Origin of the sequence: Streptomyces sp. NPDC002032 (assembly GCF_042890765.1) — a bacterium.
Taxonomy (GTDB): Bacteria; Actinomycetota; Actinomycetes; order Streptomycetales; family Streptomycetaceae; genus Streptomyces.
On record NZ_JBIASM010000017.1, the window covers coordinates 18,563 to 43,694 of the forward strand.

Sequence of the window (25,132 nt, forward strand, 5' to 3'; positions counted from 1 at the left end):
CGGGCCGGTCGGGCAGGATCCGGGCATGTCTACCGACATCAGCGGAATGATCGAGTGCCGGCCGGGGGCCCGCCTCTGGGGCCCCGACGACGAGGACTCCGTGTGGGAAGCCGCCATCGATCTCTTCCTGCTCAACCGGGGCAACGCCTACGACGGCCTCGCCTGTCTCTTTGGAGTCCGCAACTCCTTCGGCTTCCGTCCCGTGGCGGAAGGCCGTGGTTTCCCGGACGATGCGTCGGTGGGGCTGAGGAGCGAGTACGCAGCCTATGAGGGACCCGGTGACGCATTCGGAACGACATGGGTCACCTGGGCTGAGGTCACCGCCGTCGATTGGCAAGCAACAGACAGCTCCGGCACCCGAAGCCGGGCCACTGCCGCAGGTGACGGAAGCGACTGGGGCCGAGTATGGAGAGTCATGGGCACGCTCAGCGAAGTCCACGGGGCGGAGAACGTGCGGCTCGTCGTGTGGTTCCACTGACCCCACGGCAACCAGCATCTCTACCTCTCCGTCCGGGATCGGCCCAGAATGCTGCCCATGGCCGATGGAGAGCGCAACGAGGCAGAAGCACCCACATTCCTGTCGTCCTCAGCCGAGGTGACTCGGCTGCTGGACCTCGACGCCGCGGCCAGCGTGCCGGAAGACCGACGCGCGCGGCACCTGGCGCATGCAGCGCGCAAGCCACTACTCGAACGCGCGAGTCTGCCCGAAGAGTTCTTCGCTCCGCTGATGGCCGCGGCCGTCTACGACCCCGACCCGAGCTTCTGCCGCTGGTTCGTCGAGCCGACGGTCTACATATTCGGACGCCGCCGGGTCATGGCGACACGGCTCAACTACCTACTGACGGGCACGGACGCCGAACAGGCGGGCGCCAAACGGGCCTGGTACTGCGCCCACGTGCCGCTGCACGCGGACAGGTCGCCGGCATACGCGCCTGGTGGACGCCGCGATCCCGCCCTGGACGAAGTCCGCGACGTGGTGGACAAGTGGCTGGAGTACGCAGCCGTAGCCGACCGCAGCGAAGCCTGATCCCGCGCACGGAGTGACGCTATGCCCTTCCAACGGTCGGTTCTGCCACTCGGCCATGCCATCGAGCACCTTGTCGGTGATGGTGGAGATCGTCTGGCGGGAGACCTCGGCGCCATAAACCTCGGCCAGGTGGGCCTGGACCTCGCCTGTGGTCAGGCCCTTCGCAGAGAGGGAGATGTCCGTCTCGTCCACGCCGGTCAGGCGCTTCTGCCGCTTCTTGACGATCTTCGGCTCGAAGGATCCGTCCCGGTCGCGGGTCACGGATATCTCCACCGGTCCGACGTCCGTCAGCACGGTCTTCGCGCGGGTCCCGTTGCGGGAGTTCCCGCCGTTCTTCCCGGCCGGGTCGTGCTTGTCATAGCCGAGGTGGTCGGTGATCTCGCCCTCCAGGGCGGACTCCAGCAGCCGCTTCGTCAGCTGCTGGAGCAGTCCGCCCTCGCCGGTCAGCTGCAGGCCCTCGGCCTGGGCCCGGGATACAAGCTCGTCAATTAGCCGGTCATCCACCACCTTCGACGGCTGCGGCTCAGACGGCTCGACGGTCTCGGCCCCGGTCACGTTCTCACTGGTCATCGGTGCACCTTCCTTGATCGGGAGTTACACCGAACGATTTACAGCCCCTCCGGGGGCGCCCCGCGTCAGCCGCGGTGCATCACCGGGTCGACCGGTGCCGTGCGGGAGCCGGTGAAGTAGTCGGCGTCCTTCGGCCGGTCGGGCCGGTGGCCGGGGCGGGGGCCCGGTACCAGGTGCGGTATGTACTTGGAGCAGTGGATGTAGGCCTCTTCGACGGTGAGGTGGACCCACAGCTCGGGGCGGCGGCCCGGCGCGACGTCGTCGGGCAGACCGGGCCGCGCGGAGCGGAGGTCGGCATCGGCGTAGAGGTGGGCGGTGCCGTTCACGTGCAGGCCGATGTGGTGGTGCGTGAAGTCGACGAAGAGCATGCCGAGATGGGGGTTCTCCGTGATGTTGCCGGCGCTGGCGAGCACGCCGTTGCCCCGGAACTCGGGGTAGGCGAGGGTGCGCTCGTCCAGTACGTGCACGAATCCGGGGGGCCCCGCCCGGAAGCTGGAGTCGCATGCGCCGTGGGCGTCGGAGGTGGCCAGGAAGACCATGTTCTGGTGGCTGATGAACTCCCGCATCTCGTCCGTGAGGCACGGCCGGACCTGCTGGTCGTAGAACCGGGCGGCGCGGTCGGCGCTGCCCAGGTGCTGCTGCAGCCGGTGTTCACCCGCTGATCCGAAGGGCGGTGGGGGGAAGGTCACGGGGGCGTTCTCCTGGCAGGGATCGGCACGGCGGCGCGCGTGGCTCATGGGGTGGACAGGACCGGGGTCTCGAACGGGTCGTGGTGGATGCGCTCCCGCTGGGTACCGTGGTGCGTGAGCGTCTGGCTGGCGGAGACCACCATCGGGGCCGGCCCGCTGAGGTAGACGTCGTGCTGGTACCAGGGGCCGTATTCGGCCAGGACCTGCGGCAGGGAGCCCCGGATGCCGGGGATGTACTCGTGGGAGACGGCGCCCCTGATGGACAGCCAGTGGTGCTGTTGTGCCATCCGGAGCATGTCGTTGACCCCGTACAGTTCGGCGCCGGTCCGGGCGCCGAGGAACAGGTCGACCTTGTGCCGTCCGCCGCGCCGGGCCACGTCCTCGACGATCGCGCGGATCGGCGCGAGTCCCGTGCCGCCCGCCACGCAGAGCAGGTCCTTGTGGACGGCGGCGTCGAGCACCATGTCGCCCATCGGCGGTCCGAGCTGGAGTACGTCGCCCACGGCGCAGTGGTGGACGAGCGCGTCGCTGACCGAGCCGCCGGCCACCGCGCGCACGTGGAAGGTGAGGGTGCCGTCCTGGCGGGGAGCGTTGGCGGGGGAGTAGTACCGCCACTGCTTGGGCCACCACTGCGTCTCGAGGCTGACGTACTGCCCGGCCGCGTACGCGTAGGGCATGTGGGGCCGCACGGTGATCTCGGCGATGCCGTGTCCGCGCGGGACCTTGTGCACGACCGTGGCGGGCCAGACGGCGGGACGCTGCGCTTCGTCCTGCTCGGCGGCGCTGATCATGACGTCGGCGACGACCCCGTAGGCCTTGGTCCATGCGGCGGCGGTGTCGGCGGTCCAGGCGGGCCCGGCGTAGCGGGCGAGGGCGGCGAGGAGGCACTCGCCGACGGCGGGGAAGTGTGCGCTGAGGGTGCCGAACTTGCGGTGGTCGCGGCCGAGGTGGCCGCAGAACCGGACCAGGTTCTCCGGATCGTCGACCAAGTCCACGATGTGCAGCAGCGCGCGGAGCAGGCGGCCGCGCTGGGTGTCCATGCCCGGGGGGAACATCGGGCGGACCTCGGGGTACCGGGCGAAGAGGATCGCGTAGAAATAGACCGTCATGTCGGCGGCGAGCGGTTCGACGACGGAGACGGAAGCCCGTATGAGCGCTATCTCGTGGGGCGACAGGGGCGGCTCGACGGGGGCCGGCTCGACGGCGGCGAGGTCGGGGGCCGCGTGGTGGCCCTGGTCCTCCGGCTCTGGGTGCGTGGGCGGGTTCGTCGGGCGCCCGATGCGGAATCTCAAGAGACCAGCGCTCCTCCCGCCGGTATCCGGCCCGGCGGTCGCCCGGTACTGGCGCTCGTGGACGAGGCGGTGACGGGAGCGGGCACGAGTCCTCCTGGTAGGGCGTGTGCAGCGATACGGATCAAACGGTTCCGGAACCTACACGATCACGGGGGTGACGTGGAAGTAGTAACGGCTCACAGTCAACGGCGCGACCGGCGAAGGCAGTTCTGGCCCGAACTCGCCGCCGCACGACCGCATGGCCGTGGCCCGTCGCCCCGTTCCCCTGAGGGACGGTGGGGCGGGCCACAGCCATGGTGCGCGTGGACGTGTGGGGCGTCGTGCTGCCACCGGTACCAGCGGCACCGGCCTCACCAGTGGTCGTCATCAACCTCCGGGGCCCCGCCTGCCCCACCCCGGCCCGATCATGCGCCCGGTTTTACACATTCTTTATTCAGGCGCCGGAGCAGGCAGCGGTCCGCCCGGGCAGCGGGTGCCTTCGGCGGGCTGGGTGTCGTTCAGGAGGTACGCCTCGACGTGCGCGTCGACGCACGAGTTGTTGTTCTGGTACTGGCCGTGGTCGCCCCGCCCGCCGTCACCAGCCGGGAACCGGGCCAGGGCGCGGTGGGCGCGGTGGGCGCGCAGGGCCCCTCGTAGTACGTCGCCGGGTCGTTCGTCGAGTTGAGCATCAGCACGGGCGCCAGCCTGGCGCCGGTGACCTTGACGCGCGGCGCCCCGGTCCGCGGCCAGTTCGCACAAACCGAGGCGAAGGCCAGCTCGCGGGCCCCGACGAGCGGATGGTCGCGCGTCGCCTCACCGCTCTGCTCCAGCCAGTACCGGCCGTCGGTCCACGGGGTGCCCCCCGCAGGTCACGGTGAAGTAGTAGGCGACGAAGGCGGCGCCCATGACGTGCTTCGACCGGGCGGCCACCGCGGTCGTCCGACGTCGCCACGTCGAGGTGGTTGGGGGTGACCGCCGTCCCCCGATGTCCAGCGGGTGCGCGCTCAGGGCGGCCCGCAGGCGCTCGTAGGAGGCCTGCGCCGCAGCGCGGTCCGCGCCGTGCGGGCTGCCGTCAGCAGCCGAGTACGCGAGTCGGCGCTGCGGGCGATGTGCGTGAGCACGTGCGCGCGGGTCCAGCCAGGCAACAGCGAGGGGGCCCGCACGTCGTCGTCCGTCAGAGTCGCCACCGCGCCGTGCAACCGCTCCACGGACGTGCGCAGCAAGGGCAGCAAGGCCGCGGGCGACGCGCTTACGTCGTACGACATGGCATGCCTCCACTCGGTGTCCGTGCGTCACTGCACACCTTCCCCGGAACCCGGCCCACACCCCCGCGGAATGACGCGCGACTGGTTGGGAGCAGGCGGAGAACAGCGCCGTTTGCGGGTGGTCGAGTGGCGGCGGCGGGCGCCGAGGTGGCCCGCCGCGGCCGCGATGTCCGGCCAGGCCGGGGTAGGTCAGGATCGCCTCGCGCACCAGGCGTTCGGGCATCGTCGCCTTGAGGAGGCGGCCCACCGGTCGGTGCCCTCTGCCGTCGTCCGGGCGATATCCGCGCCGAGGACGCCTTTACAGTTCGACGGCGGCGGTGGGAGTGGTGTTGGCCAGCGCTTGTTGCGCCCGGGAGGTCACCGTCCGGGTGAAGGCGTTGAGCGCGTCGAGGTCGACGGTGCTGCCGATGTCGTCAGAGATGATGACGCGCACCACGATGCTCCCGCAGCGGGCGACCGCGAGTCCCTGCGCCGACTGCAAACCGATGCTGGGCATGGAGGCGATCATGGTGACGGCCGATGACTCGTCCCCGTAGGACGGCAGGGTCGCCGGTGTCACCTGTTTCGCCTCGTTGCTGTCCGCGATTTCCGCCTCCACTCCCGCAAAGCCCCGGGCCCCGGGTCGTATCCCGACTGCAGGTCGAGGACCGGGCCCGTCTGGCCGGAGAACGCGCGGGCCGCCGCCGCCCGCAAGGCTGCCGAGAACGAGTAGCGCCGTGCCGAGGCCCTGCCGGTCAAGTCGTCGGCCGGAGCGCTGGCGGCCCAACGGCGCGAGCAGCTGGAGGGCATCGACCCGTCGTGGTGCCCGGCCTGGCCGGTGGAGTGGCAGCGCGCCTTCCACCTCGTCCGGCTCCACGTCGAGAAGGCCGGCGGCCGGCTGCCCACGTCACCGGCCGATAGGCGTCGGGGCGCCGGCTCTTCGTTGCATCAGCCCAGGAGCCCCGCCAGCACTGCCGCCGTCGACGTCAGCAGTTGCTCAGCGGCCGGGCCGCCCGCGGCCGTACGGGCGAGCAGGCCCTCTCGTGCGGCCAGGACCACCTCGGCGGCCTGCTCGGCCGCGGCGCCGTCCGGTACCAGCTCCGGCAGGACCCGCACCAGCAGAACCGCCACCGCCGCTGTCACCGTCCGGTCGTGTGCGGCGACCCGCTCGGCGAGCCCTGGCGTCCGGGCGGCCATCAGGCGGAACTCCAGGAAGAGCAGAATCCAGCCGGTTTCGGCTTCCTCGACCCGCAGCAGCGCCTCGACCAGGCGCTGCGCCCGTTCCCCGGGTCCCAACTGCCCGGCCACGGCGGCCAGTCGCTCCAGCTCGGCCATCCGCTCGGCAGCCTGCTCGTCGAAGAGCGCCAGCAGCAGGTCCTCCTTGGTCGCGAAGTTCGAGTAGAACGCTCCGCGGGTGTAGCCGGCGGCGGCGCAGATGTCCTCGATGCTCGTACGCGCGTACCCCGCGGACAGGAACAGCCCGCCCGCCGCCGACAGGATGCGGGCTCTGGTGTGGACGCGGCGCCGCGGAGGGCGGGGCGCGGCGGATTCGGTCGGGAAAGAATCCCCGAGACCGGCACCCGTACCGACCTGGCCTGGGTCGAGGTCGCTGACGGCAGGATCGCCGCCACCGGCACCGGGCGCCCGCCGGTCGTCGGAGAGGGCGTGCGGGTGCTCAGGGCCGCCGGCGCCACCGTGCTACCCGGCTTGATCGACGCCCACGTCCACCTGCTGGTCACCTCGCTCGACCTGCCCTCCGTCGCCTCCTGGACGCCGGGATATCTGACCGTGCGGGCCCTCGCGGAGGCCGAACGGATGCTGCGCCGCGGCTTCACCACCGTCCGCGATGTCGGCGGCGCGGACCACGGCATGGCCCGGGCCCTGGCCGAAGGGCTGGCGCTCGGCCCCCGGCTCGTCCACGGCGGCAAGGCACTCTCACAGACCGGCGGCCACGGCGACCTGCGCCCTCTGGGGGACGACTCGGCGCCCTGCTGCGAGAACCGGCCGAACTTCGCCCGGATCGCGGACGGTGTGGACGCCGTCCGCGCGGCGGCCCGGGACGAGTTCCGAAAGGGGGCCGCCCATCTGAAGGTGCTGCTCTCCGGCGGTGTGGCCTCGCCCCACGACGAGATAGCAGCCGTTCAGTACAGCGAGGAGGAGATCCGCGCCGCCGTGGAAGAGGCGGAGAACCACAACCGGTACGTCACCGTGCACGCCTACCACCCGCGCGCCATAGACCGGGCCCTGCGGGCAGGTGTGCGCTGCGTCGAACACGGCAACCTGATCGACGACGCGACCGTCGGCCTGCTGCTGGAGCGGGACGCCTTCCTGGTGCCCACCCTGATCGCGTACGAGCGGACGGCGCAGCTCGGCCGGCAGTCCGGCCTGCCCGAGTCGTCCCATCGCAAGCTCACCGAGGTCCGCGACCACGGACTGGCCGCTCTGGAGAAAGCCCACCGGGCGGGGGTCAGCCTGGTCTACGGCTCCGACCTCCTCGGACCGCTGCACTCGGCCCAGCTGGAGGAGTTCACGCTGCGCGCCCAGGTCCAGCCCGCCGCGGACGTGATCCGCTCCGCCACCAGCACAGCGGCCCGCCTGCTGCGGATGGAGGGGGAGATCGGCATCCTCGCACCGGGCGCACATGCCGACCTCCTCGTCGTGGACGGCGACCCCCTGGCGGACCTGACCGTCCTCACACAGCCCCAGCGCCACCTCCGGCACGTGGTCAAAGCCGGCGCCGTTCTCTGAGAGGTCATTTGCGTCCGTCGTTTCATCCCGGGTAGGTCCGCTCCCGGGCGGAGCCGGCCGTCAACGAGATCCCAGGAGCTCCCAACCCCGGACGACGGGGTGGCCCGGCTCTCCGGTCTCTCCCCGGCGAGTCGGCGGGACGTACGGCGGCAGGTCGGCGGCTACGCGATGCAAGCACACGTCACGGCCGCTTACGGCCGGGCGGGCGGGGCGCGGTCCGGGGTGAAACCCACCGCCGCGCGGACGTGCGAATGCCCCGGCAGACTTCCGCCCGCCGGGGCACCCGGGCCGACCCTCCGGCAGGACGTCTCGGTGGCGTGCTGGGGTCCGGAGCGCGGGGCCCGTGTTCTCGCGGTGCCCTGGCTCACGCCGCCGTGGTGCGGAACGCGCTGGGGCTGAGGCCCTTGTGGCGTTTGAAGGCGGTGCTGAAGCCGAAGGCGTCGGCGTAGCCGACGGTCTTGGCGATCTGGGCGATGCTGAGGTCGGTGTCGGCCAGGAGGGCCTCGGCGTCGTCCATGCGGCATTCGGTGAGGTAGGTGAGGGGCGGACGGCCCATCAGCTCCGAGAAGCGCCGGGCGAACAGCGCCCGGGAGACGCCGGCTTGAGCGGCCAGTGACGCGACCGTCCAGCTGTCGGCGGGCCGCCCGTGGAAGGCGTGCAGGGCGGGGGCGAGGACCGGGTCGGCGAGGCCGCGGTACCAGCCGGGCGCATCCGCGCCCGCCCGGTCGAACCAGGTGCGCAGCGTGCAGACCAGAGCCCAGTCGAGGAGCCGGTCCATCAGCGCCTGCGAACCGGCTGAAAGCCGGGCGGCATCGGCGGCGGCGTCCTCCAGCCAGGCGCAGACCTCGGCGTCCTCGGCGATGACCAGGACGGGCGGCAGGGCGCGCAGGAGCCGTTCGTGGCGGTGCCCCGAGGCGCGGTAGGCGCCCACGATCAACGCGGTCGCCGCCGCCGCGCCGGTACCCCAGTGGATGCCGTCGAGTTCCTCGCCGGTGCACGCGGCGTCCGGGGTGAAGCAGTTGATCTCGTACGCGGTGTGGGGGCGGTGGACCGTGGCGGGTTCGTCCGCCAGGCGGAACCGTGCGGGGCCCCGGACGACGGCCGTGTCGCCGGCGCCGATCGCGCGCTCGGTGCCGTCGGGCAGCAGGAGCGTGCCGCCCCCGTGCAGCACGCTGACCATGGTGAGCGGAGCGTCGTCGGTGAAGGTGATGCTCCAGGGCGCCGTCAGGACGGCGTGGCTGACGACCGAGCCCTCGGCCCGGATGCCGCTCAACAGTGCACTCAGAGGATCCACGGCTCAAGCGTAGACGATCTCCTATGTCCTGGAGGGTTTCACCTATGGATCATCTACGTCGCCGCGGCTGTAGTGGACTTACTGCACCGATCGAGCCCTCTGGAGACACCGTGCCGCAGCAGCACAGCAAGGACGTCAGGACCGCCCTCGTGGTCGTCGCGCACCATCGCAGCGATTCCCTCACCGCCCATACCGCCCGCCGCGCGACCGCACAGCTCGAGGCCGCCGGCTACCGCGTCGACCTGCTCGACCTGCACGCCGAGGGGTTCGACCCGCGGATGAACGTGGAGGACCAGCCGGACTGGGGAAACCGGGAGAAGCCGTACTCGGACGAGACCCACCTCCACATGCGGCGGATCCTCGACGCCGAGGTCGTCATCGCCGTCTTCCCGGTGTACTGGCAGGGCCTGCCCGCCATCCTCAAGGGATGGATCGACCGCGTGTGGAACTACGGGTTCGCCTACGGCCGCAGCAAGCCCCGCCTGGCGGGCAAGCGCATGCTGTGGCTGGCGCTGGGCGGCGCCACCTCCGACGACCCCATCGCGGAATCGATGCAGTCCGTCCTCGAGGCCGGCCTGAGCGACGGCATCGCGTACTACTGCGGCTTCTCCCGCTCCACCGTAGGCCTGCTCCTGGATGCGGAGGAGCGACCGCAGCGCATCGACGCCGAAGGCAATCTGCTGGTCGGCGAAGCGGCCGCCGGTGCCGAGCGGGAGGCCCAGTACGCCGATTTCGACCGCCGGGCACGGAAGTTCGTGGAGGAGTTCCTCGCGGACGAACTCGTCGCGGCCTGACGGCCTGGCCTGCGGATCGCGCGGGGGCGGCTGACACCGCGGCAGTACGCGCCGGGCCCGGTCGCCCGGCGGACGCCCGAGCGTGCAGGTACCCAGGTGCCGCGCCATCGCGGAAGGCCCGAGACAACGCCTCGTGAGCGGGCTCAATCTGACGCGCCAGCTCCCGGCCTCGGGTGCTCGCGCGGCGGGTTCCTATTGGCCGGACGTCCGGCCAGGCGGGAGCGGCAGCCGAGCCTTCTTCGCAGGCGCCCGCCGGGCGGGAAGCGGCCTCGGCCGGTCGCCGGTCTCATCGCTCTCCGGTCCTTCGCCTCCCATCGATATCGAAAGCGACTTCTCCATGCGGGCGCTCTGCGCCTACGGGCATCCCTTGATGTCGTCCGAGCAGCCATGGACGTCCTGGGGCTCAAAGAGCGTTTTGTCCCGTCGGGGGTGTTTGGTAATTCGCGGGTTGGGGTCACGCACGAAGGCGTGTGAAGATCCGCTCGTGGAGTGCGATGTGTGTGGACGGGCGATGTGGCGATGGCCGGCGCCGCCCACTGTGCGGGAAGAGGAGATCTGGTCCTGTTCCTGGTGCCACGCCGTCACCCATGTGGGTGGCGAGTGGTTCGAGGTCTCGCGGCCGCCGTACTTGCCCGCGGAGATGCGCTGGGAGAAGGCCGTCACGGACGGCCTTCCCGCCGACGTCTCCCACGCCTTCGGCATCTTCGACAGGACGCTGTGCGGAATCCAGGAAGCCGGCATGTCGGCGTCCGATCACTGGTGGCTGCCGGAGCGGGGGAACGCCTGTGGCGCCTGCCGGGAAGCGGCGGATGTCATCGATGCCCGCTGGCCGCAGGCAATGAGGGGCGAGGAGGCGCGGGTCAGCGTGGCCCGGCGGCTATGAGTCCTTCCAGTTCGGAGTCGATTCTTGTGTGAGCCTGCGGCTCATCAGGTCGATCATCGCGAGGCGGATCATCGCTTCGGAGCGGTGTGGGTGGGTTTCGTAGTCGCGGGCGAGGCGGCGGTGGTTCATGAGCCAGCCGAAGATCCGCTCGACCACCCAGCGCCGCGGGATGACCTTGAATCCCTTTTGGCCCGGGTCGCGGCGGGTCACCTCGACGTCGATGCCGAGGGCGGCGCCGGGGTCGATGGCCTTGGTTCGATAGCCGGTGCCAGCCCATGCCTTGGTGATCCTGGGGTGGGCCTTGGCAATGTGAGAGAGCAGGTGGATGCCGCCGGCGTTGTCGGAGACGCTGGCTGCGGTGACCCAGACCGCCAGGAGAAGGCCGAGGGTGTCGACGCCGATGTGGCGCTTGCGTCCCGCGATCTTCTTGCCCGCGTCGATGCCCTGGCCAGCGGCCGGGACGTTGGCTGAGGTCTTGACGCTCTGTGCGTCCAGCACGCACGCGCTCGGTTCGGCCTCCCGGCCTGCGGCCTCCCGGACCAATCGGCGAAGCAGGCCGTTGAGCTGGTCAAATACGCCGTCCTTCTGCCAGGCAGCGAAGTATCCGTAGACGGTTTCCCACGGCGCAAAGTCATGGGGAAGGTAGCGCCAGGGGATCCCCGTCCGGTCCACGTACAACACCGCGTCCAAGATCCGGCGCAGGTCGTGCTCCGGCGGCCGTCCGATGTCTAGGCCCTTGCCTCGTCGCTCGGCCCGCCAGGTCGACAGAATGAGCTCGAGCAGTTCCCATCGGGCATCGGACAGGTCACTCGGATACGGCCGCTGTCGAGACATGTTTCGATGGTTCCGTCGGCAGGCACACAGCCACAGGGCGCAAACAGGGGTGAGTGGGGGCGCCTCGGGATCAGACAGGAGCGAACGGGCGGAAAGGTGCCCCGCAATGGCGTCAACCGTCTCTCACATCACGGATATGACCCTGGCCTCAGCGCTCCCAGCCCACCCCGCTACCCAAACGGCTACCAAACACCCTGGCCGGGACAAAACGCTCTTTCACTGCCTGTTTCGGATCCCCTGTACCGGCTAGCCTGGGGGCCTAGGCTTGGCTGGTGTCGAAGGGCGCCAAGAAGGTCGCGGAGAGGGCCTGTCGGGCTTGTGGTGACCGGCTGCGGCTGAGTGCCAGGCCGGACGCGGTGTTCTGCTCGGCGACCTGTCGTTCCAGGCAGTGGCGGGTAGAACGGCGGTCGCGTCGGCGTCTTGCCGCGGTTCAGGGCGGGGGTGACGAAGGCGAGTGCCGCGAGTGCGGGGCCCGCTGGATCGCGGGGGTGGAGCGGCGATTCGCGGCTGTGTACTGCTCGCCGAAGTGCAAGGTGAGAGCTTGGCGCCGGCGGAACGATCCGTTCGCAGACCGGTCACAGTAACCGCAGCGCGAACGCATCAGTTGCCCAATTTTGGTCAGTTCTCGGCAATTTGCGGTCGTTCGTTGCGATCTTCCTATTTACAGTCTGACTCTCGGTGATGAGCGGGCTTTGTACCGTCACGGCAGAGAGATGGCCGCGCCATAGCCCGCGCTGGGTGGTGAGACACCATGCCCGAGGACAACGAGAAGATCGGAAGCGTCAGCCCGTCACGATACGAACAGATCGTGAGCGAGCTCCGCGAAGTCGTCGACCAGCACTCCCGAGGCCAGTTCACGATCGGTGACCGCGCCCTGGAGATCGAGCCCTCCCGCCCTCGCGAGGGACCCACCCCGAGGGCGGATGGACCGTCAGGGAGTCGTTGACCCGGCTCGCCGAGGACATCGGCCTCAAATACAGCACCGTCAACAACGCCCGCTGGGTCGCCTCCCGCTGGCCGAAGGAACACCGCCAGGCCGGTGTCCCCTTCACCGTCTACCGGATCCTGGCCAGCGTCGATGACGAGGACGAGCGATTCGCGGCCGTGAAAAGCCCGCCCAAGGGCAAGGCCCGCTGGACCGCCGATGACGCCAGCCGCGTGCTCGGCTGGCAGGTCGAGAACCCGGTCTCCAAGCAGGAGAAGATCAGCGCGATCCACGCCCTGGCCCAGGACGAAGAGGTCGCCGCGGTGGTCACCACCGACCTGCTCCGCCGGCCCTCGATCTCGGCGCACGTCGCCGTCGAGGACCGGGTCAGGGTGGTCGAGGAGTTCACCCGCGACGAGAGCGTCGCCGCGACCGTGACCACAGGCCTGCTACGACGCCCGGACGTCGCCTTCAAGGCCCTGAGTGACGACACCGCCCGCCACCAGGTCAACCACGCCCAGGTCGAACGCGGCCGCCAGGCCCGCGAGAACTTCGAACGGACAAGCCCCGTCGCACCGGCGGTCAAGCAGATCAACCGCACGGTCGAGTTCCTCGGCCTCGTCACCGCCTGCCACTCCTTCGTCGCCGCGGCCGGCCGGGCCGTTCCGGGCCTGCGGGACCGCCAGTTGTCCGAGGACGAACAGGTGATCGTCCACCAGAACATCGCCAAGGTCAGGGCCACCTTCTCTGAACTACGCACGCCGCATGACTCTTGGGCCTTCAGCGCTGCCAGAGGAACGCGGCCTCGCTGCAGGGCTGGCAGTTGAAGAGGTAACCGCGGCCCCCGCCGCCGAAGTTCGCGGAGGTGGTGAAGTCGTGCCCCTCCTCCAGTTCGGCCGTGAACGTCATGCGGGTGGTGCACAAGGGACAGTCGGGAGTCTCGTCACCCTGAATCCAGTCAGGCTCGCCGCCCAGTCGTCCGAGAACCGGCTCCTCCGTGGGCTTGTCAGCCGGATGGAGGCGCAGAGCGGTCACCGCGCCCAGGAGCGTCTCGCCGTCGGCCGGGACAGTGGCTGGGGTGAGCTCACCGGAGAACAGGTAGACGCGGTTGGCGCCGGCCGTGGCGTCCCAGTCGTCGCACATCCCGGGATCGTTCTGACAGAAGAACACCGAGACTACGCCGATGTCGAGGGGCAGATTGGCGAGAAACTGCATGGCCCCACCGCACTCGCGGCACGTTGGCCAGACGAATCCGACCGTGACGAGCGGGACTCCGCCGGTGCGTGGTACGGGCGCGTCGGCAGTGGTCCCCCCGTCGTAGATCAGCAGCATGGCCACAGCTTAAGGTCAGCCTTTTGGGTCGGGCAGCGGGGTCGGGTTTTCAGTGCGGGCGGAGGTCTGGCCGAACGTCGGCATGCCGAGGCTGACGGCGGTGGACCGCCGCGTCGCTTCATTGTCGAGCTGAACCAGCTTGTCCTGGGCGCCGGCGAGGCTGACGTGTAGGCCGTCGACCTCGCCCAGCCAGCCCTCCCGCTCGGCCTCGGTGATCCGCGCAGTGAGGTTGTCCCGGATTTCAACGAGTCGTGACCGCTGTTCTGGCTCGGGCCGCAGCATCGAGCACCGGATGCAGGCTTATCCGAACTAGCCCAGCTCGGCGGCAGGCCCGTGCGAGCCGCCGTTCACCACGGAAAGTAGTCGTGAAGAAGTTGGGTGGACGGGTTCCAGCGGGCGTGTCGTGGACGTCGTCCGCACGTGCTTCGCGGTCCTACTGGGAAAACGCGTAGGTCCGGACGGGATCGAGGTGCAGTTCGAAGGGACCGAAACAGTCGGCCGCGAGAGTCGCGACCGGAGCGCCGCAGGGGCAGGCTCGGTTGAGTCCCTCGTCGCCTCTCGGCCCGCAGCACCCACTGCTGTTCTCCCGGTTGGGCAGTGGCTGAAGGCCGCCGGCGTCATCAGGATGCACCAGCACTGTGTGTCGGCTGCCGGCCGAGATGACGAAGCCTTCTTCACGGCAGACCACAGGTCCGCGCGACTGAGCTGGCTTCGGGTCCTCCTGATCGTCCTGCATGACGTAGGGAGGTCCCCAGGGCTCGGGATCGATCGCGTAGCGGCCATGCGGAACGGTGGTAGGCGCCCGGCGTGTCTGCTTGTCCCGGTCGCGCTCGTCGTCGGAGACGTGAGGGACGCTGGCAAGCTCGGCGAGCTCCGGCGTGATCGCGGAGCCACACTTGGAACACAGGAAGACGGTCATCCCCTCGTTGTAGTGCTTAGGACCGCTCCTCCGCATCCTCGTTCCGCTGCTTGGGGTCGATGCGCGCGACGGCTGGATGACGGCCGCTTCGACCCCCTCGGTAGAGTCCCGACAATGACGGGGAAGCAGGGCCGCCGGCCAAAGATCGACCAGGATGGTGGCATTGAGGACGTGACACTCCTCATCCTGGAATGGCTGGGTGAGCAGGGCGTGAACGCCATGATCAGAGTGGACGCCGAGAGAGTGGCTGAAAGCGCGCCAGCGTGGACGTTCGCCGCCAGTGGGGGTCCCTTGGAGCATGGCATGCGTGCTGACGGTAGGACTGTGCAGCAGTGCATGTCCACAGCACTGTTGCAGCTGCGCAAGGCCGGACTATCGGTTCCCTTTTGATCTTCGTCGTCGTTCGTGTCTGGCTTCGCTCGTTATCAACGGGACCAAGCCGTTGTCGGCATCGCCGTGATCATCGAGGCCCGGCTGCCTCACCGAGGTGGCGACTAGGCCGGGCAGGTGCGAGACGCCTGATGGGGTCGGCCGTCAGCCAAGGTCAGGCCGCGCGGTGAACCGGCCGGCGTCCCGGCGGATGTCGGGCATGCCGAGATGGACGGTGGACGGTTGCGCCGCACGCTCGCGCATGGCCTCCAGCTCCTGTGTGGCGGCGGCCATGGTGGTCTCGATGGCGGCGACCTCGCCGAGCCAGCCGTGTTCCCGGGCTTCCTGGAGCCGGTCGACGAGGTTGGCGTGGATCTCCTGGAGACGTGGCATCTGGGCCGGTTCCACGAGGAGGAGGGGACATCTGACACAGCATTTTCATGCTGGCACGGGGTCGCGTAGTCGCGGCCACAGGTCCCCAAGGCGACCTTGCGGAGCTCAAAATGGGCCAGGAACTCGTTCCACTCGGTGGTGGTGAGCTCGCGGTACTCCTCGCTGGGCCGTTCGGTTCACCTGGGCAGCCATCACCCTCATGACCCGCCGCATCACCAAGACACGCAAGCCCCCCGAGCGGTTCTCACCCCAGCTCTGACCAGGCAGTCAGGAATCGGTGACCTCAGGCCTGACCGGGGGCAGCGCCCACGGTTCCAGCGTGCCGTCACAGAGCTCGGCCAGGAACTGCAGGACTCCGCCTTCGTAGTGCCACCAGCCCCCGTTCCGAGACGCGACGGTGACCCGCCACTTCTGCGGGCTGTGCTCGATGGAGCTCCACAAGAACCGGTCGCCCTCGGCTGACTCACCCCAAGGCAGCAAGCCGCCGGGCGCCGGATAGGGAAGGCGCAGGTCGGCGGCATCATCAGAGTCCCACCAGTCCCGATCATCCCGCATGGCCCGAAAGCGGTAGATCTCCCTGCCCGGGTCGGGAAGGGAGACGAGGAGGAAGTCGTCGAGCGCGAAAGCGGGATACAGCTCGGCAAGGCACTTGAAGTCGGCAGGCAAGATGACGCCAAGGCCGTCCTCAATGACGCTCCAGTCAAGCCTCGCAGGCTCCGGCCTGCGGTGATCTACGAGCCCGGGAACAGCGCCCTCCAACGTGGCGATCGCCTCGGCAGAATCAAGAATCCTGCGGACCGGCGCCTGAGTGCCGATGAAGTCGTCATCAATCATGGCGAGCAGAGTGCCAGATCGCTCCGACAAGCAGTTCAGCCAGGTCTAATCGCTCTCAGATGAACCGCCCCCCACAGGCAAGGCATCCAAGGGAGTCAGGCCATCCGGGCTCGGGCAGCTCCGGATTGCAAACAGGCAGTGATACGGGAGACCTCTACGAGGTCTGCCCCGGCCTCTTTGCCCGGGAAGGCCAGTTCGTACCGGTCACGAGGCTCTTCCCGCTCGGCCGGACTCAGGGCCAGCCGCGGCAACGTCGCGGGATCGCTCGAGGGAACGGCAACGGCTTCCCGGCGGATTGGCTTCGCCAACGCGCTCGGGGTCGCTCGGTGGAGCCGTCGAACCCCCTTGGGGTTCTTGGGCTGTCTCGCCCATCGCCTGTCCTGTGCATGCAAGAGATGTTCCCCGGTGGGACTGAGGAAGATCAGCGGGTGGGACGGGGTACTTGCCCCTGCTCAGTGCCCGAGGGCTTCTTCCAGTTGCTGCTTGTTCATGTGGGAGCGGCCCTCAACCCTCTTCGCCCGGGCTTCGCGGCGCAGGTCCGCCGTGGTGTGGTGCGCGGAGCCATCCGTCTTCCCATTGCCGGCGTCGGGGTGGAGGACGACCTTGGTCCAGCCGTCGTCACGGTTGTCGAAGTGCTCGTAGGCGGAAGCGGCTCCGTCGAGGCCGAGTTCGTGGGAGACGACGAAGCCGGGTGCGGCCTTCCCGCCGGCGATCAGGTCGCGCAGGGCCCGGTTGTAGCGCTTCACGGGTGCCTGGCCGGTACCGATCCGCTGGCCCTTGAACCACAGCATCCCGAAATCCAGCGGCACCTTCCCCTGGGCTTCGAGCTCGCCCTGGGCCTCGGCGCCGCCCGGGTCCTCGGGCAGGAAGACCCCGACGACGCCGATGCCACCGGTGAACCGAACCGTGTCGATGAGTCCGTTCATGGTCAGGGCGGCGTCCTCCTGGCCCTGGGGGTCGTGTGCCTGGTAGCCGACGCATTCGCAGCCGTTGTCCGCGCCCAGGCCGAGGGTGGCTTCCTTGACGACCTCAGCCGGGTCCTGGTCCGCCGTGTTGATGGCGATGGCGCCGATCTCCTCGGCCAGACGGAGCCGATCGGGCTGGTGGTCGGCGACCCATACGCGGCCGGCGCCCTTCAGGATCGCCGAGTAGGCGGCCATCAGGCCGACCGGGCCGGCCCCGTAGACGATGGTCTGGTCGCCGGGCTTGACCCCCGCCATTTCGGTGGCGTGATAGCCGGTGGGGAAGATGTCGGCCAGCATCACGTAGTCCAGCTGCCGCTCCGCGGCGTCCTCGCCCAGGCGCAGCGCGTTGAAGTCGCCGTAAGGGACCCGCAGCAGCTCTGCCTGACCGCCCTGGTACGGGCCCATCTCGGCGAAGCCGTACGCGGCCCCGGCCATGTCCGGCTTGGGCTGCATGGTCAGGCAGTAGTTGGTGAGTCCCTGCTCGCACTGCTTGCAGAAGCCGCAGGCGATGTTGAACGGCAGCACGACCCAGTCGCCCACCCTGACCTTGCTGACGGCCCCGCCCACCTCGACGACCTGGCCGAGGTTCTCGTGGCCGAGGGTCCGGCCCGTCTCGAAGGAGGTCCGCCCCTCGTACATGTGCAGGTCCGAGCCGCAGATGTTGGTGGTCGTGATCTTCACCAGGACGTCGCAAGGATGCTCGATCTTCGCGTCCGGGACGTCCTTGACCGTCACCGTCCGGGGTCCTTCGTACACTGCCGCTTTCATGATCTTCCCTACCGGCGGCCGGCGGCCGTACTCCACGGCGGGGCGGCGCCTTGCTGGGCGGCGGCGCGGAGGTGGATCTATCACGTGGTGACATCCGCCTCCGCGGAGTCTGGCGTTTCTCCTGTCCGTCTACCCTCACCCTGGCCCGTCACCCTTCTTGGCAGGCAACGCCCCGCCGGGGCTTGCTGCCGCGTCGGAACGCGGCCGACGGCTCGGCGGGCCCTGCCGGCGTTGCCGGTGGGGGTGACGGGGCGCAGGGTGGGAAGACGCCCAGGTGGAGCCGTGGTGAAAGGGCGGCTGCGGAATGCGGTGAGCTGACCGTCCAGGTCCTGGCAGATCCGCAAGACGCCGCTCTTGGAGCATCGGGATCTCCTCCCGGAGGGGGAGATCGGTCCGGGACGCAGGTCCCGGGCCGGGAGGTGGACGGCACCGGGGTCCTCGTGCCCTTGGGTGATGTGCCGTACGGGGGCGGGTTCCTAGCCTCGGGGCATGCGATCACACGAAGCGGACGATGCTCAAAGCGACCCCGTGACCACTGTCGGCCCCGCCGCACGCCGCTCCTTGGCCGTGGGCCTCACCCTCGCCGCCTGCCTCACGTCCTCCCCCGTCCTGGCCGCGGCCGCCGAGACCCCCGCCCGGGACGGCTCCGGGGCCGGACTGGACCGGTACTACCGCCAGCACCTCGGCTGGGGCAGCTGCGTCAAGGGCGCCGACGACACCACGGGCCGCGATCTGGACCAGGCAGGCGTGCAGTGCGCCGACGTGACCGTGCCCCTGGATTACGCCGACCCCCGGGGGCGCACGATCACCGTGGCGATCTCCCGGCTCAAGGCCACCGACACCCGCCACCGCATCGGCGTGATCCTCCTCAACAACGGCGGTCCCGGCGGTCCCGCGCTCCAGTCCCCGCCGCAGGCCCGGGCGTCGATGAAGGAGGTCGGCGCGCGCTACGACATCGTCGGCTTCGACCCGCGCTTCATCGGGCGCAGCACAGCGCTGGACTGCGGCCTGCCCGTCGGCATGACCTGGCTGTCCGCCGGCACCGGCCGGGCGGGCTTCGACCGCCAGGTCGCCCTGCAGAAGAGCCTGGCCGACAAGTGCCGGGCCACGGACGCCGCTGTGCTCCCGCACATCACCACCCGCAACACGGCCCGCGACATGGACGTCATCCGCGGCACGCTCGGCGAGCGGAAGATCTCCTTCCTGGGCTACTCGTACGGCACCTACCTGGGCACGGTCTACACGCAGATGTTCCCCGGCCGCCACGACCGGATGGTGCTGGACGGGGCGATCAACCCGAGCGACTACCGCCCCCGGCTGCTGAAGGGCACCGAGCGCGAGAACGAGAAGGCGCTTTCCGACTGGGCCGCCTGGGCCGCGGAGCACCACGACACCTACGGCCTCGGCCGCAGCCGCGCCGAGGTGCTCGCCGCCGTCGACCGCATCGTCGCGGCGGCCGCGCGCGGTCCGCTGACCATCGGCGTCGGCGCCGATGCCTTCCGGATCGACGACAGCCAGGTGCCGCTCCTCCTCTTCTCGGGCATTGCGGACGACACCGCCCCGGCGCGGGCGTCGTTCGGCGAGCTGCTTTCCGTACTGGCCAATGCCGCGGAGGGGCGGCCGACGACGCTGCCGCCGATGCTCGTCCCGGAGCTCCGGTACGTGCTGCGCGGTGAGGGCGAGCCCACCGGCGCGCAGTCCGCCGTCCTCTGCGGGGACGTGGCCGCCGCGCGCGATCCCGAGCTCTACTGGCGGGACATCGAGCGCAACCGCATCGCGCACCCGCTGTTCGGCGCCCTGACCAACAACATCAACCCGTGCGCCTTCTGGGACTCGCCGCGCGAGGAGCCCACCCGGGTGCGGCGCGATGTCCCCGCACTGATCGTCGCCGCCACCGGTGACCCGCGTACGACGTACAAGGGAAGCGTCGAGCTGCACGAGCAGCTGCCGAGCTCCAGGCTGGTCACCCTCGAGGGCGCCAACCGGCACGCCCTCTTCGGGCGCTACGGCAACGCGTGCGTGGACGACCATGTCAACCGGTACCTGGCCACCGGCAAGCTGCCGGCGAGGGACCAGACCTGTGTCAAGCAGGCGGGGTAGTGGTCTGCGGTTCGCGTTCCCAGTGGGCGGGCCGGCAGCATTCCGCGGTTGACCGTCGCGGTCTTGGCGAACACCGACTTGCTCGGAGACGGACATCCGGCGGCCCACCGTGTCGGCCGACCAGGGCACGGCAGACGGCGGTCAGGGCGACGATCCCGCCCAGGGCCGTCAGCGCGTGGTCCGCCTGCACCGGACCGACGCTCCCCGCGCGCCGGCACAACGGGTGCAGGGGGCGCCGGCACACACCTCGCGTTTCCGCGGGCGGACCACCGGCCTCGTCCACCGCCTCGGATCCCGCGAAGCGCAGGGCTCGCCAGACCCGCCGGGCCGTTCCTGCGGGTGGAGTTCGAGGGGCTCGCGGACGAGGTGGCGGAGCGGCTGCCGGCCGTGGCGGAAGAGGGCCGGTGAGGCGGAGGTGTGGCTGTGGTCGCCGGGGCCGGCCCTGATCCCGGTGATCGCCGCGCGCCTCCTCGGCGCAACCGGGCCGGGCTGACGGCCGCCGGTGCTCGACCGGGCCGAGCACGTCGGGAAGCGGGCGGGCTGCCACCGCCGGGCCGGGCCCGGCGGTGGCAGGCCGTCAGCCGCGACGGCCCTCGCGGGCGAGGGCGGTCACGAAGCGGGCCGCGTCCAGGGTGCCCACGCCGGTGGCCATGTCGTAGCCGTTCACCGCGGTGTAGCCGGTGACACCCGCGTAGCTGTTGTTCGTACCGTCGTTGACGTCGACGATGCCGGTCGTGCGGTCGTACGCGGAGCGCCCGTACAGGCGGTACAGCGCCTCGTGGATGTCGCCCAGGCGCTTGCCCGCGGCCTGGTCGGCCAAGGCCACGATGCCGGAGAACAGCGGGCTGGACTCGCTGGTGCCGCCCGAGACGTCCCAGCCCGTGGCAGCCGGGTCGTAGCTGGAGTACAGCCACGCGCCGCCGTCGACCGCCGCGGCCATCGAGATGTCCGGGGTGCCGCGCCGCTCACCGACGACGTCCTTGACGCCGTTCTGGAAGGCCGGGCGGGCGAACACGTGGGACTGGCCGCCGCCGCCCGCGCCGTTGTCGTTGTAGACGCTCTCGGGGGCGGTCCGCCTGCCCGCGTCGTCCAGGTGCAGCTGGGTGCCGCCGATGGAGGTCACCAGCGGGTCGGAGGAGGGCCAGGAGTTGACGCGCTCGTGGTAGTAGCCGCTGCCGTCGGCCGTGTTGTCGGTGGCGCCCCCGTCGCCGGACGAGGCGAGCACCGTGACGTGGTTGCGGGCGGCGTCCTCGAAGGCGTAGCGCAGCTTGCGGATGCTGGAGAAGTCACCCTTGTCGAAGCCGGGGAAGGTGTTCTCGGTCGCGCCGAAGCTCTGCGTGATCACGTCGCCGATGCCGTGGTCGATCAGGTACTTCTCGGCGTCCATCATCTCCGGCAGGCCGGTGACGCCTTCCGTCTCCGCGACCGCGGTCTCCACCAGGACGATCTTCGCGTCCGGCGCCACCGCGTGTGCCATTTCCACGTCAAGCGTCGTCTCGCCGGCCCAGCCCAGCATGTCGGCGTTCTTCGGGTCCCACTTCGGGACGTTGCCCCACTTGACGACCTGCACCTTGCTGCTGGGTATGCCGAACTGCTTGCTGTAGACGTCCAGATCGTGCTGGACGGTCGGCGAGCCGAAGGAGTCCACGATGACGATCGTGCGGCCCTTGCCGGTGATGCCCGCCTTGTACAGCGGGTTCAGCTCGTACGCCTGGCGGTACTGCAGCGGGGTGTAACACGCGATCTTCCACTTGGTCCGGCACTCCTCGGTGGAGAGCGGGCTTCCCACGGCGCGAACCAACTGGTGTCCGGCGACGGCGGGACGGGCCGCGGTGCGCGGCACCGCGGAGGTGCGGGCGGAGGCGGTCCCGGTGACGGTCCCGGTGACGGTCCCGGACGCGGTCACCGGGGCGGCGGCCGCCACGGCGGTGAGCGCGAGGCCGGCGGCTGCGGCCGTGGTGGCCGCGGCGCGCGGCCAGGTACGACGGGCTGAAGACATTGCGGACTCCCTTGGGGGGTGGCGCCGCACGAAGCGGCTTCCGCGATCAGACCTGTCAAGTCATGCACAGAACAAGGCTGTTTGACGCTTGATGCCGAACGTTTTACCTGAATGCGCAAGACGACGCCGAGTACCAGGAACAAGCCGAGCAAGGACGGCGGCTCCGCGGACGCGTGGTACTCCGGCGTCGGCAACCTCGACGTCCACTACTCCTCGGGCCCGGCCAACCACTGGTTCTACCTGGCCTCCGAGGGCTCCGGCGGCAAGGTGATCAACGGCGTGAACTACAACTCGCCGACCTCCGACGGGCTCGGCGCTCACCACCAAGTTCAACTCCAGCACGGACTACGCGGGTGCCGCGCCGGCACGATCGCCGCGGCGACCGAGCTGTACGGCGCCGGCAGCGCCGAGGTCAAGAACGTCACCGACGCCTGGGCCGGCGTCAACGTGGGCGCCCGCTCCGACGGCGGCACCACCCCGGGGAAGGTCTTCGAGAGCACGACCCGGGTGGCCGTTGCGAACGCCCCCGGCGCCGCGGTCACCTCGTCGGTCGCCGTCAGCGGAATCACCGGCAACGCGCCGAGCGCCCTCAAGGTCGGTGTGAAGATCACCCACACCTGACATGAGGTGCCCGGAGCCCCGACGGCTCCGGGCACCTTCGCGTTGCTCCGCCGCGTCACCGGGTCCCGTGTCCGCTCACGGGGCCGGCTCCGGGGCCGGGCCCGTCACCCCGGCGGCTCCAGTGGCGGCTCGGGGGCCGGCGTCCATGGTCGCGCCTCCTCCGCCGGGAGGGGCCCGGTCGGGCGCATGCTGCGGCCTCGTCCCGCTCGCACTCGGCGCCGGTGACCGGCCGGGCGGCATCGGCGTACGGTGTCGCCCCACCGGGCGGGCCCGGGACTTCGGGGGCGAGCTAGGGCCGCGTCAGGCGACGTTGGCGCCGTCGCGGCACTAGCAGTTGTCGCCTACCGCGTCCATCTTGGAGCCGAAACGGGAGCCGTAGTTGCTGCCGTAGTCGCCCTTGCGGACCGCGTGGCACTCCTTGCCCTTGGCCCAGTCGATGAACGCGCCGGTCCTGTTGGCCCGGAAAGAGTAGACGTGGTCGACGAACTTGGCGGGCAGGTCCACGTAGCCGCCCCGCCAGACGTAGATGTCGCCGGTCCCGTCCTGGAACCTCCACAGGCAGATCGCGTTGCTCGCGCACGCGGGCAGCGCCTGGGCGGGCGTCGTGGTGCCGAGCGTGGTCAGTGCCGCCGCGCCGAGAACCAGCAGGGTGCGCAGGTGACGTGTCCTCATCTGTCCTCCTCGCCGAACCGGGTCGTGCCGATCCCCTCATCGTCCTTCCGCAGGACGGACGGTGTGGGGCAATGGGGATATCTGCACATGTCCCGCCGAAATAATGGGGATCTTCACATATGCGGCCCCCAGCGGTCGTGCCCGGCGTCGCTTCTCAGACGGCGACCGCTTCCTCCATCTCCTCCTCCGCCGCAGCGGGGAGCTGCTCGGCGGCACGGCGGCGTTCGGTGAGGCCGGCCGCTGCGGTGAGTGCCAGGCCGAGGAGCAGCCAGGCGGCCAGGGTGACCATCTGGCGGGCGAGGGCGTCGTTGCCGAAGTAGAGGATGCCGCGCAGGCCGTCGATGTACCCCGCGCCGTTCCAGAAGGCGTGCAGGGAGCCGAAGAATCCGTTCTGCAGCTCGGGCCGGAACAGCCCGCCCGAGCTGGTGAAGTTGAGCATCACGAAGAGCACCATCATGGCCAGGGTCGTCCAGCGCTTCAGGAACGTGTGCAGTCCGACTCCGACGAAGAGGATGCCCGCGGAGTAGAGCCAGCTCAGGCCCCAGACTCCGGCCAGGCCGTGGTGGACGAGGTGGAACACCGGGCCGGCCAGCAGGGCGCCGATCGCGGCGACGACGCCCGAGACGCCCACGACGAGCAGGGCGCGGCCGCGCATGCGCAGCGCGGCGCCCGCACCGCCGAGGACCGCCACCGAGGCGTAGGAGCCGATGCTGACAGCGACGAGCAGGAAGAACAGCCCCTGGCCGGTCGGGTCGTCGTGGACGGTGCCGACGACGTCGGTCACCTTGAGCGGCAGGCCCTGTCGGGCGGCGACCGGAGTGAAGATCTTTTCCGTCACGGTGGCGCTCGTATCGGAGGCGGCGGTCGCGACGATCAGCTCGGGCGCCGTGTCGCTCGGCACGTAGGCGCCCGCAATCCGGCGGCCCTTGAGCTCGTTCACGGCATCGGCGCGATGGGCGAGCGTGCGTACGTCGAGGGCGCGGCCGGCGCCGTCCTCGACCTTCTGGGCGAAGGCCGCGGCCGCGGGCCCCTCGCCGACGACGGCGACCGGCAGGTGGTGGGGCTCGGGGTGGACGAAGGCGCCCATGTACGCGAGGCCCATGCCGAGGCACATCAGCAGCGGGGTCAGGAGGTGGGTGAGTACGTGGCGGAGCGGGGAGCTCGCGGCGTGGTGGGGTGCGGATGTGCGACCGGACATGCGACAGGACCTCCGGTGTCCGCCCGGTGGGGCTGCGGGGCGGGCCCCGGCGTCCCCGGCGGACATAGTTGGTATATACAACTGCTTTTTCAGTTGTACTATACAACTACATCGAGAGGAGTCGCGCCATGAGTACGGACACGTCGGACGGCACCCGGGCCGGACAGGAGCGCCGGACAGCGGCCGTCGAGACCATTCAGCGCGAGATGACCGCCTTCGCCCGGCGGGCCCGCTCCGCGGCCGCGCGGATGCACCCCGAGCTCTCCCTGGTGTCGTTCACCCTGCTCAGCCATCTCGAGGAGCGCCCCGGCTGCCGGGCCTGCGACCTCGCCGCCCACTACGCGCTGGACAGGTCGACGGTCAGCCGCCAGGTCGCGGCGCTGGAGCGGGCGGGGCTGGTGGTGCGGCGCGCCGACCCGGGCGACCACCGGGTGCACGTACTGGAGCTTTCCCCCGCGGGCGCCGCGACCCTGGCGAGGACGACCAGGGAGCGGCGGGCGATGTTCGACGAGCGGCTCGCGGACTGGCATCCCGACGACCTCGACCGCTTCGCCGGCTACCTGCTGCGCTACAACGAGCACCCCGAGCCGCCGGCGCACCCCGAGCACCCATAGCGCCCCGAGCGCCCGCCGGGAATACCGCCCGGCGATTAGTTGCTATATACATCAATACTCGCGACCCCC

24 protein-coding genes and 4 pseudogenes are annotated in these 25,132 nt (G+C 70.2%); 9 read left to right on the top strand and 19 right to left on the bottom strand.

Annotated features, from left to right (window positions below; translation table 11 throughout):
• Nucleotides 1-25 precede the first annotated feature (25 nt).
• On the top strand, nt 26-478 hold the full coding sequence (locus ACFYYT_RS29500; RefSeq protein ID WP_351819799.1) for a hypothetical protein: 453 nt from the start codon (nt 26-28) through the stop codon (nt 476-478).
• Between the two features lie 576 nt (nt 479-1,054).
• Here ACFYYT_RS29500 and ACFYYT_RS29505 read toward each other — a convergent pair.
• The 8 genes and pseudogenes from ACFYYT_RS29505 to ACFYYT_RS29540 form a co-directional block, all read right to left on the bottom strand.
• Nucleotides 1,055-1,597 (bottom strand): annotated as a pseudogene (locus tag ACFYYT_RS29505) (transposase); the annotation flags it as partial.
• Between the two features lie 65 nt (nt 1,598-1,662).
• Nucleotides 1,663-2,286 (bottom strand): pyridoxamine 5'-phosphate oxidase family protein, encoded by a 624-nt coding sequence (locus tag ACFYYT_RS29510; protein ID WP_351819796.1) that lies wholly within the window; start codon nt 2,284-2,286, stop codon nt 1,663-1,665.
• A gap of 44 nt (nt 2,287-2,330) precedes the next feature.
• Nucleotides 2,331-3,578, bottom strand: coding sequence for a globin domain-containing protein (locus ACFYYT_RS29515; RefSeq protein WP_351819793.1), 1,248 nt, complete (start codon nt 3,576-3,578; stop codon nt 2,331-2,333).
• A 429-nt stretch (nt 3,579-4,007) separates the two neighbouring features.
• A pseudogene (locus ACFYYT_RS29520) lies at nt 4,008-4,387 on the bottom strand (alpha/beta hydrolase).
• 174 nt (nt 4,388-4,561) lie between these two features.
• A complete protein-coding gene (locus ACFYYT_RS29525) occupies nt 4,562-4,822 on the bottom strand; it encodes a maleylpyruvate isomerase N-terminal domain-containing protein (RefSeq protein ID WP_351819790.1) in 261 nt (86 codons plus the stop codon).
• A gap of 298 nt (nt 4,823-5,120) precedes the next feature.
• Nucleotides 5,121-5,381: a hypothetical protein gene (locus tag ACFYYT_RS29530; protein WP_351819787.1), complete on the bottom strand. Its 261-nt coding sequence runs from the start codon at nt 5,379-5,381 to the stop codon at nt 5,121-5,123.
• A gap of 368 nt (nt 5,382-5,749) precedes the next feature.
• Nucleotides 5,750-6,136, bottom strand: a complete 387-nt coding sequence (locus ACFYYT_RS29535) for a TetR family transcriptional regulator C-terminal domain-containing protein (protein WP_351819784.1) — start codon at nt 6,134-6,136, stop codon at nt 5,750-5,752.
• A gap of 36 nt (nt 6,137-6,172) precedes the next feature.
• Nucleotides 6,173-6,301 (bottom strand): annotated as a pseudogene (locus tag ACFYYT_RS29540) (TetR family transcriptional regulator); the annotation flags it as partial.
• A 12-nt stretch (nt 6,302-6,313) separates the two neighbouring features.
• On the opposite strand from ACFYYT_RS29540, the gene ACFYYT_RS29545 reads away from it, so the two are divergent.
• Nucleotides 6,314-7,549 (top strand): amidohydrolase family protein, encoded by a 1,236-nt coding sequence (locus ACFYYT_RS29545; RefSeq protein ID WP_351819781.1) that lies wholly within the window; start codon nt 6,314-6,316, stop codon nt 7,547-7,549.
• A 364-nt stretch (nt 7,550-7,913) separates the two neighbouring features.
• Here ACFYYT_RS29545 and ACFYYT_RS29550 read toward each other — a convergent pair whose 3' ends face one another.
• Nucleotides 7,914-8,843: an AraC family transcriptional regulator gene (locus ACFYYT_RS29550; RefSeq protein ID WP_351819778.1), complete on the bottom strand. Its 930-nt coding sequence runs from the start codon at nt 8,841-8,843 to the stop codon at nt 7,914-7,916.
• 110 nt (nt 8,844-8,953) lie between these two features.
• Between ACFYYT_RS29550 and ACFYYT_RS29555 the strand changes: the two genes are divergently transcribed.
• Both ACFYYT_RS29555 and ACFYYT_RS29560 read left to right on the top strand, forming a co-directional pair.
• Entirely contained in the window at nt 8,954-9,637 is a 684-nt protein-coding gene (locus tag ACFYYT_RS29555; RefSeq protein WP_351819775.1) for an NAD(P)H oxidoreductase, read from the top strand.
• Between the two features lie 484 nt (nt 9,638-10,121).
• Entirely contained in the window at nt 10,122-10,520 is a 399-nt protein-coding gene (locus tag ACFYYT_RS29560; protein ID WP_351819772.1) for a hypothetical protein, read from the top strand.
• Here the strand turns inward: ACFYYT_RS29560 and ACFYYT_RS29565 are convergent.
• Entirely contained in the window at nt 10,515-11,354 is an 840-nt protein-coding gene (locus ACFYYT_RS29565; RefSeq protein ID WP_351819769.1) for an IS5 family transposase, read from the bottom strand. The two genes, ACFYYT_RS29560 and ACFYYT_RS29565, sit on opposite strands and share 6 nt — an antisense overlap.
• A gap of 751 nt (nt 11,355-12,105) precedes the next feature.
• Here ACFYYT_RS29565 and ACFYYT_RS29570 point away from each other — a divergent pair.
• A pseudogene (locus ACFYYT_RS29570) lies at nt 12,106-13,106 on the top strand (DUF6192 family protein).
• Here the strand turns inward: ACFYYT_RS29570 and ACFYYT_RS29575 are convergent.
• From ACFYYT_RS29575 to ACFYYT_RS29585, 3 genes are all read right to left on the bottom strand, one after another.
• Entirely contained in the window at nt 13,060-13,611 is a 552-nt protein-coding gene (locus ACFYYT_RS29575; RefSeq protein WP_351819763.1) for a hypothetical protein, read from the bottom strand. The pseudogene ACFYYT_RS29570 and the gene ACFYYT_RS29575 sit on opposite strands and share 47 nt — an antisense overlap.
• A gap of 15 nt (nt 13,612-13,626) precedes the next feature.
• On the bottom strand, nt 13,627-13,893 hold the full coding sequence (locus ACFYYT_RS29580) for a hypothetical protein (protein ID WP_351819760.1): 267 nt from the start codon (nt 13,891-13,893) through the stop codon (nt 13,627-13,629).
• Nucleotides 13,894-14,044: 151 nt separating this feature from the next.
• On the bottom strand, nt 14,045-14,530 hold the full coding sequence (locus ACFYYT_RS29585; RefSeq protein ID WP_351819757.1) for a hypothetical protein: 486 nt from the start codon (nt 14,528-14,530) through the stop codon (nt 14,045-14,047).
• Nucleotides 14,531-14,644: 114 nt separating this feature from the next.
• Between ACFYYT_RS29585 and ACFYYT_RS29590 the strand changes: the two genes are divergently transcribed.
• Nucleotides 14,645-14,920 carry a hypothetical protein gene (locus ACFYYT_RS29590; protein ID WP_329612477.1) on the top strand — a complete coding sequence of 92 codons (276 nt, stop codon included), beginning with the start codon at nt 14,645-14,647 and terminating at the stop codon, nt 14,918-14,920.
• Between the two features lie 144 nt (nt 14,921-15,064).
• Here ACFYYT_RS29590 and ACFYYT_RS29595 read toward each other — a convergent pair whose 3' ends face one another.
• The 3 genes from ACFYYT_RS29595 to ACFYYT_RS29605 all read right to left on the bottom strand — a co-directional run bounded on the left by ACFYYT_RS29595 (nt 15,065) and on the right by ACFYYT_RS29605 (nt 17,859).
• Nucleotides 15,065-15,292 (bottom strand): hypothetical protein, encoded by a 228-nt coding sequence (locus tag ACFYYT_RS29595; protein WP_351819754.1) that lies wholly within the window; start codon nt 15,290-15,292, stop codon nt 15,065-15,067.
• A gap of 267 nt (nt 15,293-15,559) precedes the next feature.
• Nucleotides 15,560-16,126, bottom strand: coding sequence for an SMI1/KNR4 family protein (locus ACFYYT_RS29600; RefSeq protein WP_351819751.1), 567 nt, complete (start codon nt 16,124-16,126; stop codon nt 15,560-15,562).
• A gap of 452 nt (nt 16,127-16,578) precedes the next feature.
• Nucleotides 16,579-17,859, bottom strand: a complete 1,281-nt coding sequence (locus ACFYYT_RS29605; protein WP_351819749.1) for a glutathione-independent formaldehyde dehydrogenase — start codon at nt 17,857-17,859, stop codon at nt 16,579-16,581.
• Nucleotides 17,860-18,387: 528 nt separating this feature from the next.
• Here ACFYYT_RS29605 and ACFYYT_RS29610 point away from each other — a divergent pair.
• Nucleotides 18,388-19,959 (top strand): alpha/beta hydrolase, encoded by a 1,572-nt coding sequence (locus ACFYYT_RS29610; protein WP_351819746.1) that lies wholly within the window; start codon nt 18,388-18,390, stop codon nt 19,957-19,959.
• Between the two features lie 577 nt (nt 19,960-20,536).
• Here ACFYYT_RS29610 and ACFYYT_RS29615 read toward each other — a convergent pair.
• Nucleotides 20,537-21,958 (bottom strand): S53 family peptidase, encoded by a 1,422-nt coding sequence (locus tag ACFYYT_RS29615; RefSeq protein WP_351819744.1) that lies wholly within the window; start codon nt 21,956-21,958, stop codon nt 20,537-20,539.
• Between the two features lie 111 nt (nt 21,959-22,069).
• Here ACFYYT_RS29615 and ACFYYT_RS29620 point away from each other — a divergent pair, with 111 nt between their 5' ends.
• Nucleotides 22,070-22,579: a M4 family metallopeptidase gene (locus tag ACFYYT_RS29620; protein ID WP_351819742.1), complete on the top strand. Its 510-nt coding sequence runs from the start codon at nt 22,070-22,072 to the stop codon at nt 22,577-22,579.
• A 327-nt stretch (nt 22,580-22,906) separates the two neighbouring features.
• Here ACFYYT_RS29620 and ACFYYT_RS29625 read toward each other — a convergent pair whose 3' ends face one another.
• Entirely contained in the window at nt 22,907-23,251 is a 345-nt protein-coding gene (locus ACFYYT_RS29625) for a peptidase inhibitor family I36 protein (RefSeq protein ID WP_351819740.1), read from the bottom strand.
• A gap of 154 nt (nt 23,252-23,405) precedes the next feature.
• Complete coding sequence (locus ACFYYT_RS29630) at nt 23,406-24,449, bottom strand: hypothetical protein (RefSeq protein WP_351819737.1); 1,044 nt, start codon at nt 24,447-24,449, stop codon at nt 23,406-23,408.
• A gap of 128 nt (nt 24,450-24,577) precedes the next feature.
• Between ACFYYT_RS29630 and ACFYYT_RS29635 the strand changes: the two genes are divergently transcribed.
• Nucleotides 24,578-25,063 carry a MarR family winged helix-turn-helix transcriptional regulator gene (locus ACFYYT_RS29635; protein WP_351819734.1) on the top strand — a complete coding sequence of 162 codons (486 nt, stop codon included), beginning with the start codon at nt 24,578-24,580 and terminating at the stop codon, nt 25,061-25,063.
• Nucleotides 25,064-25,132 lie beyond the last annotated feature (69 nt).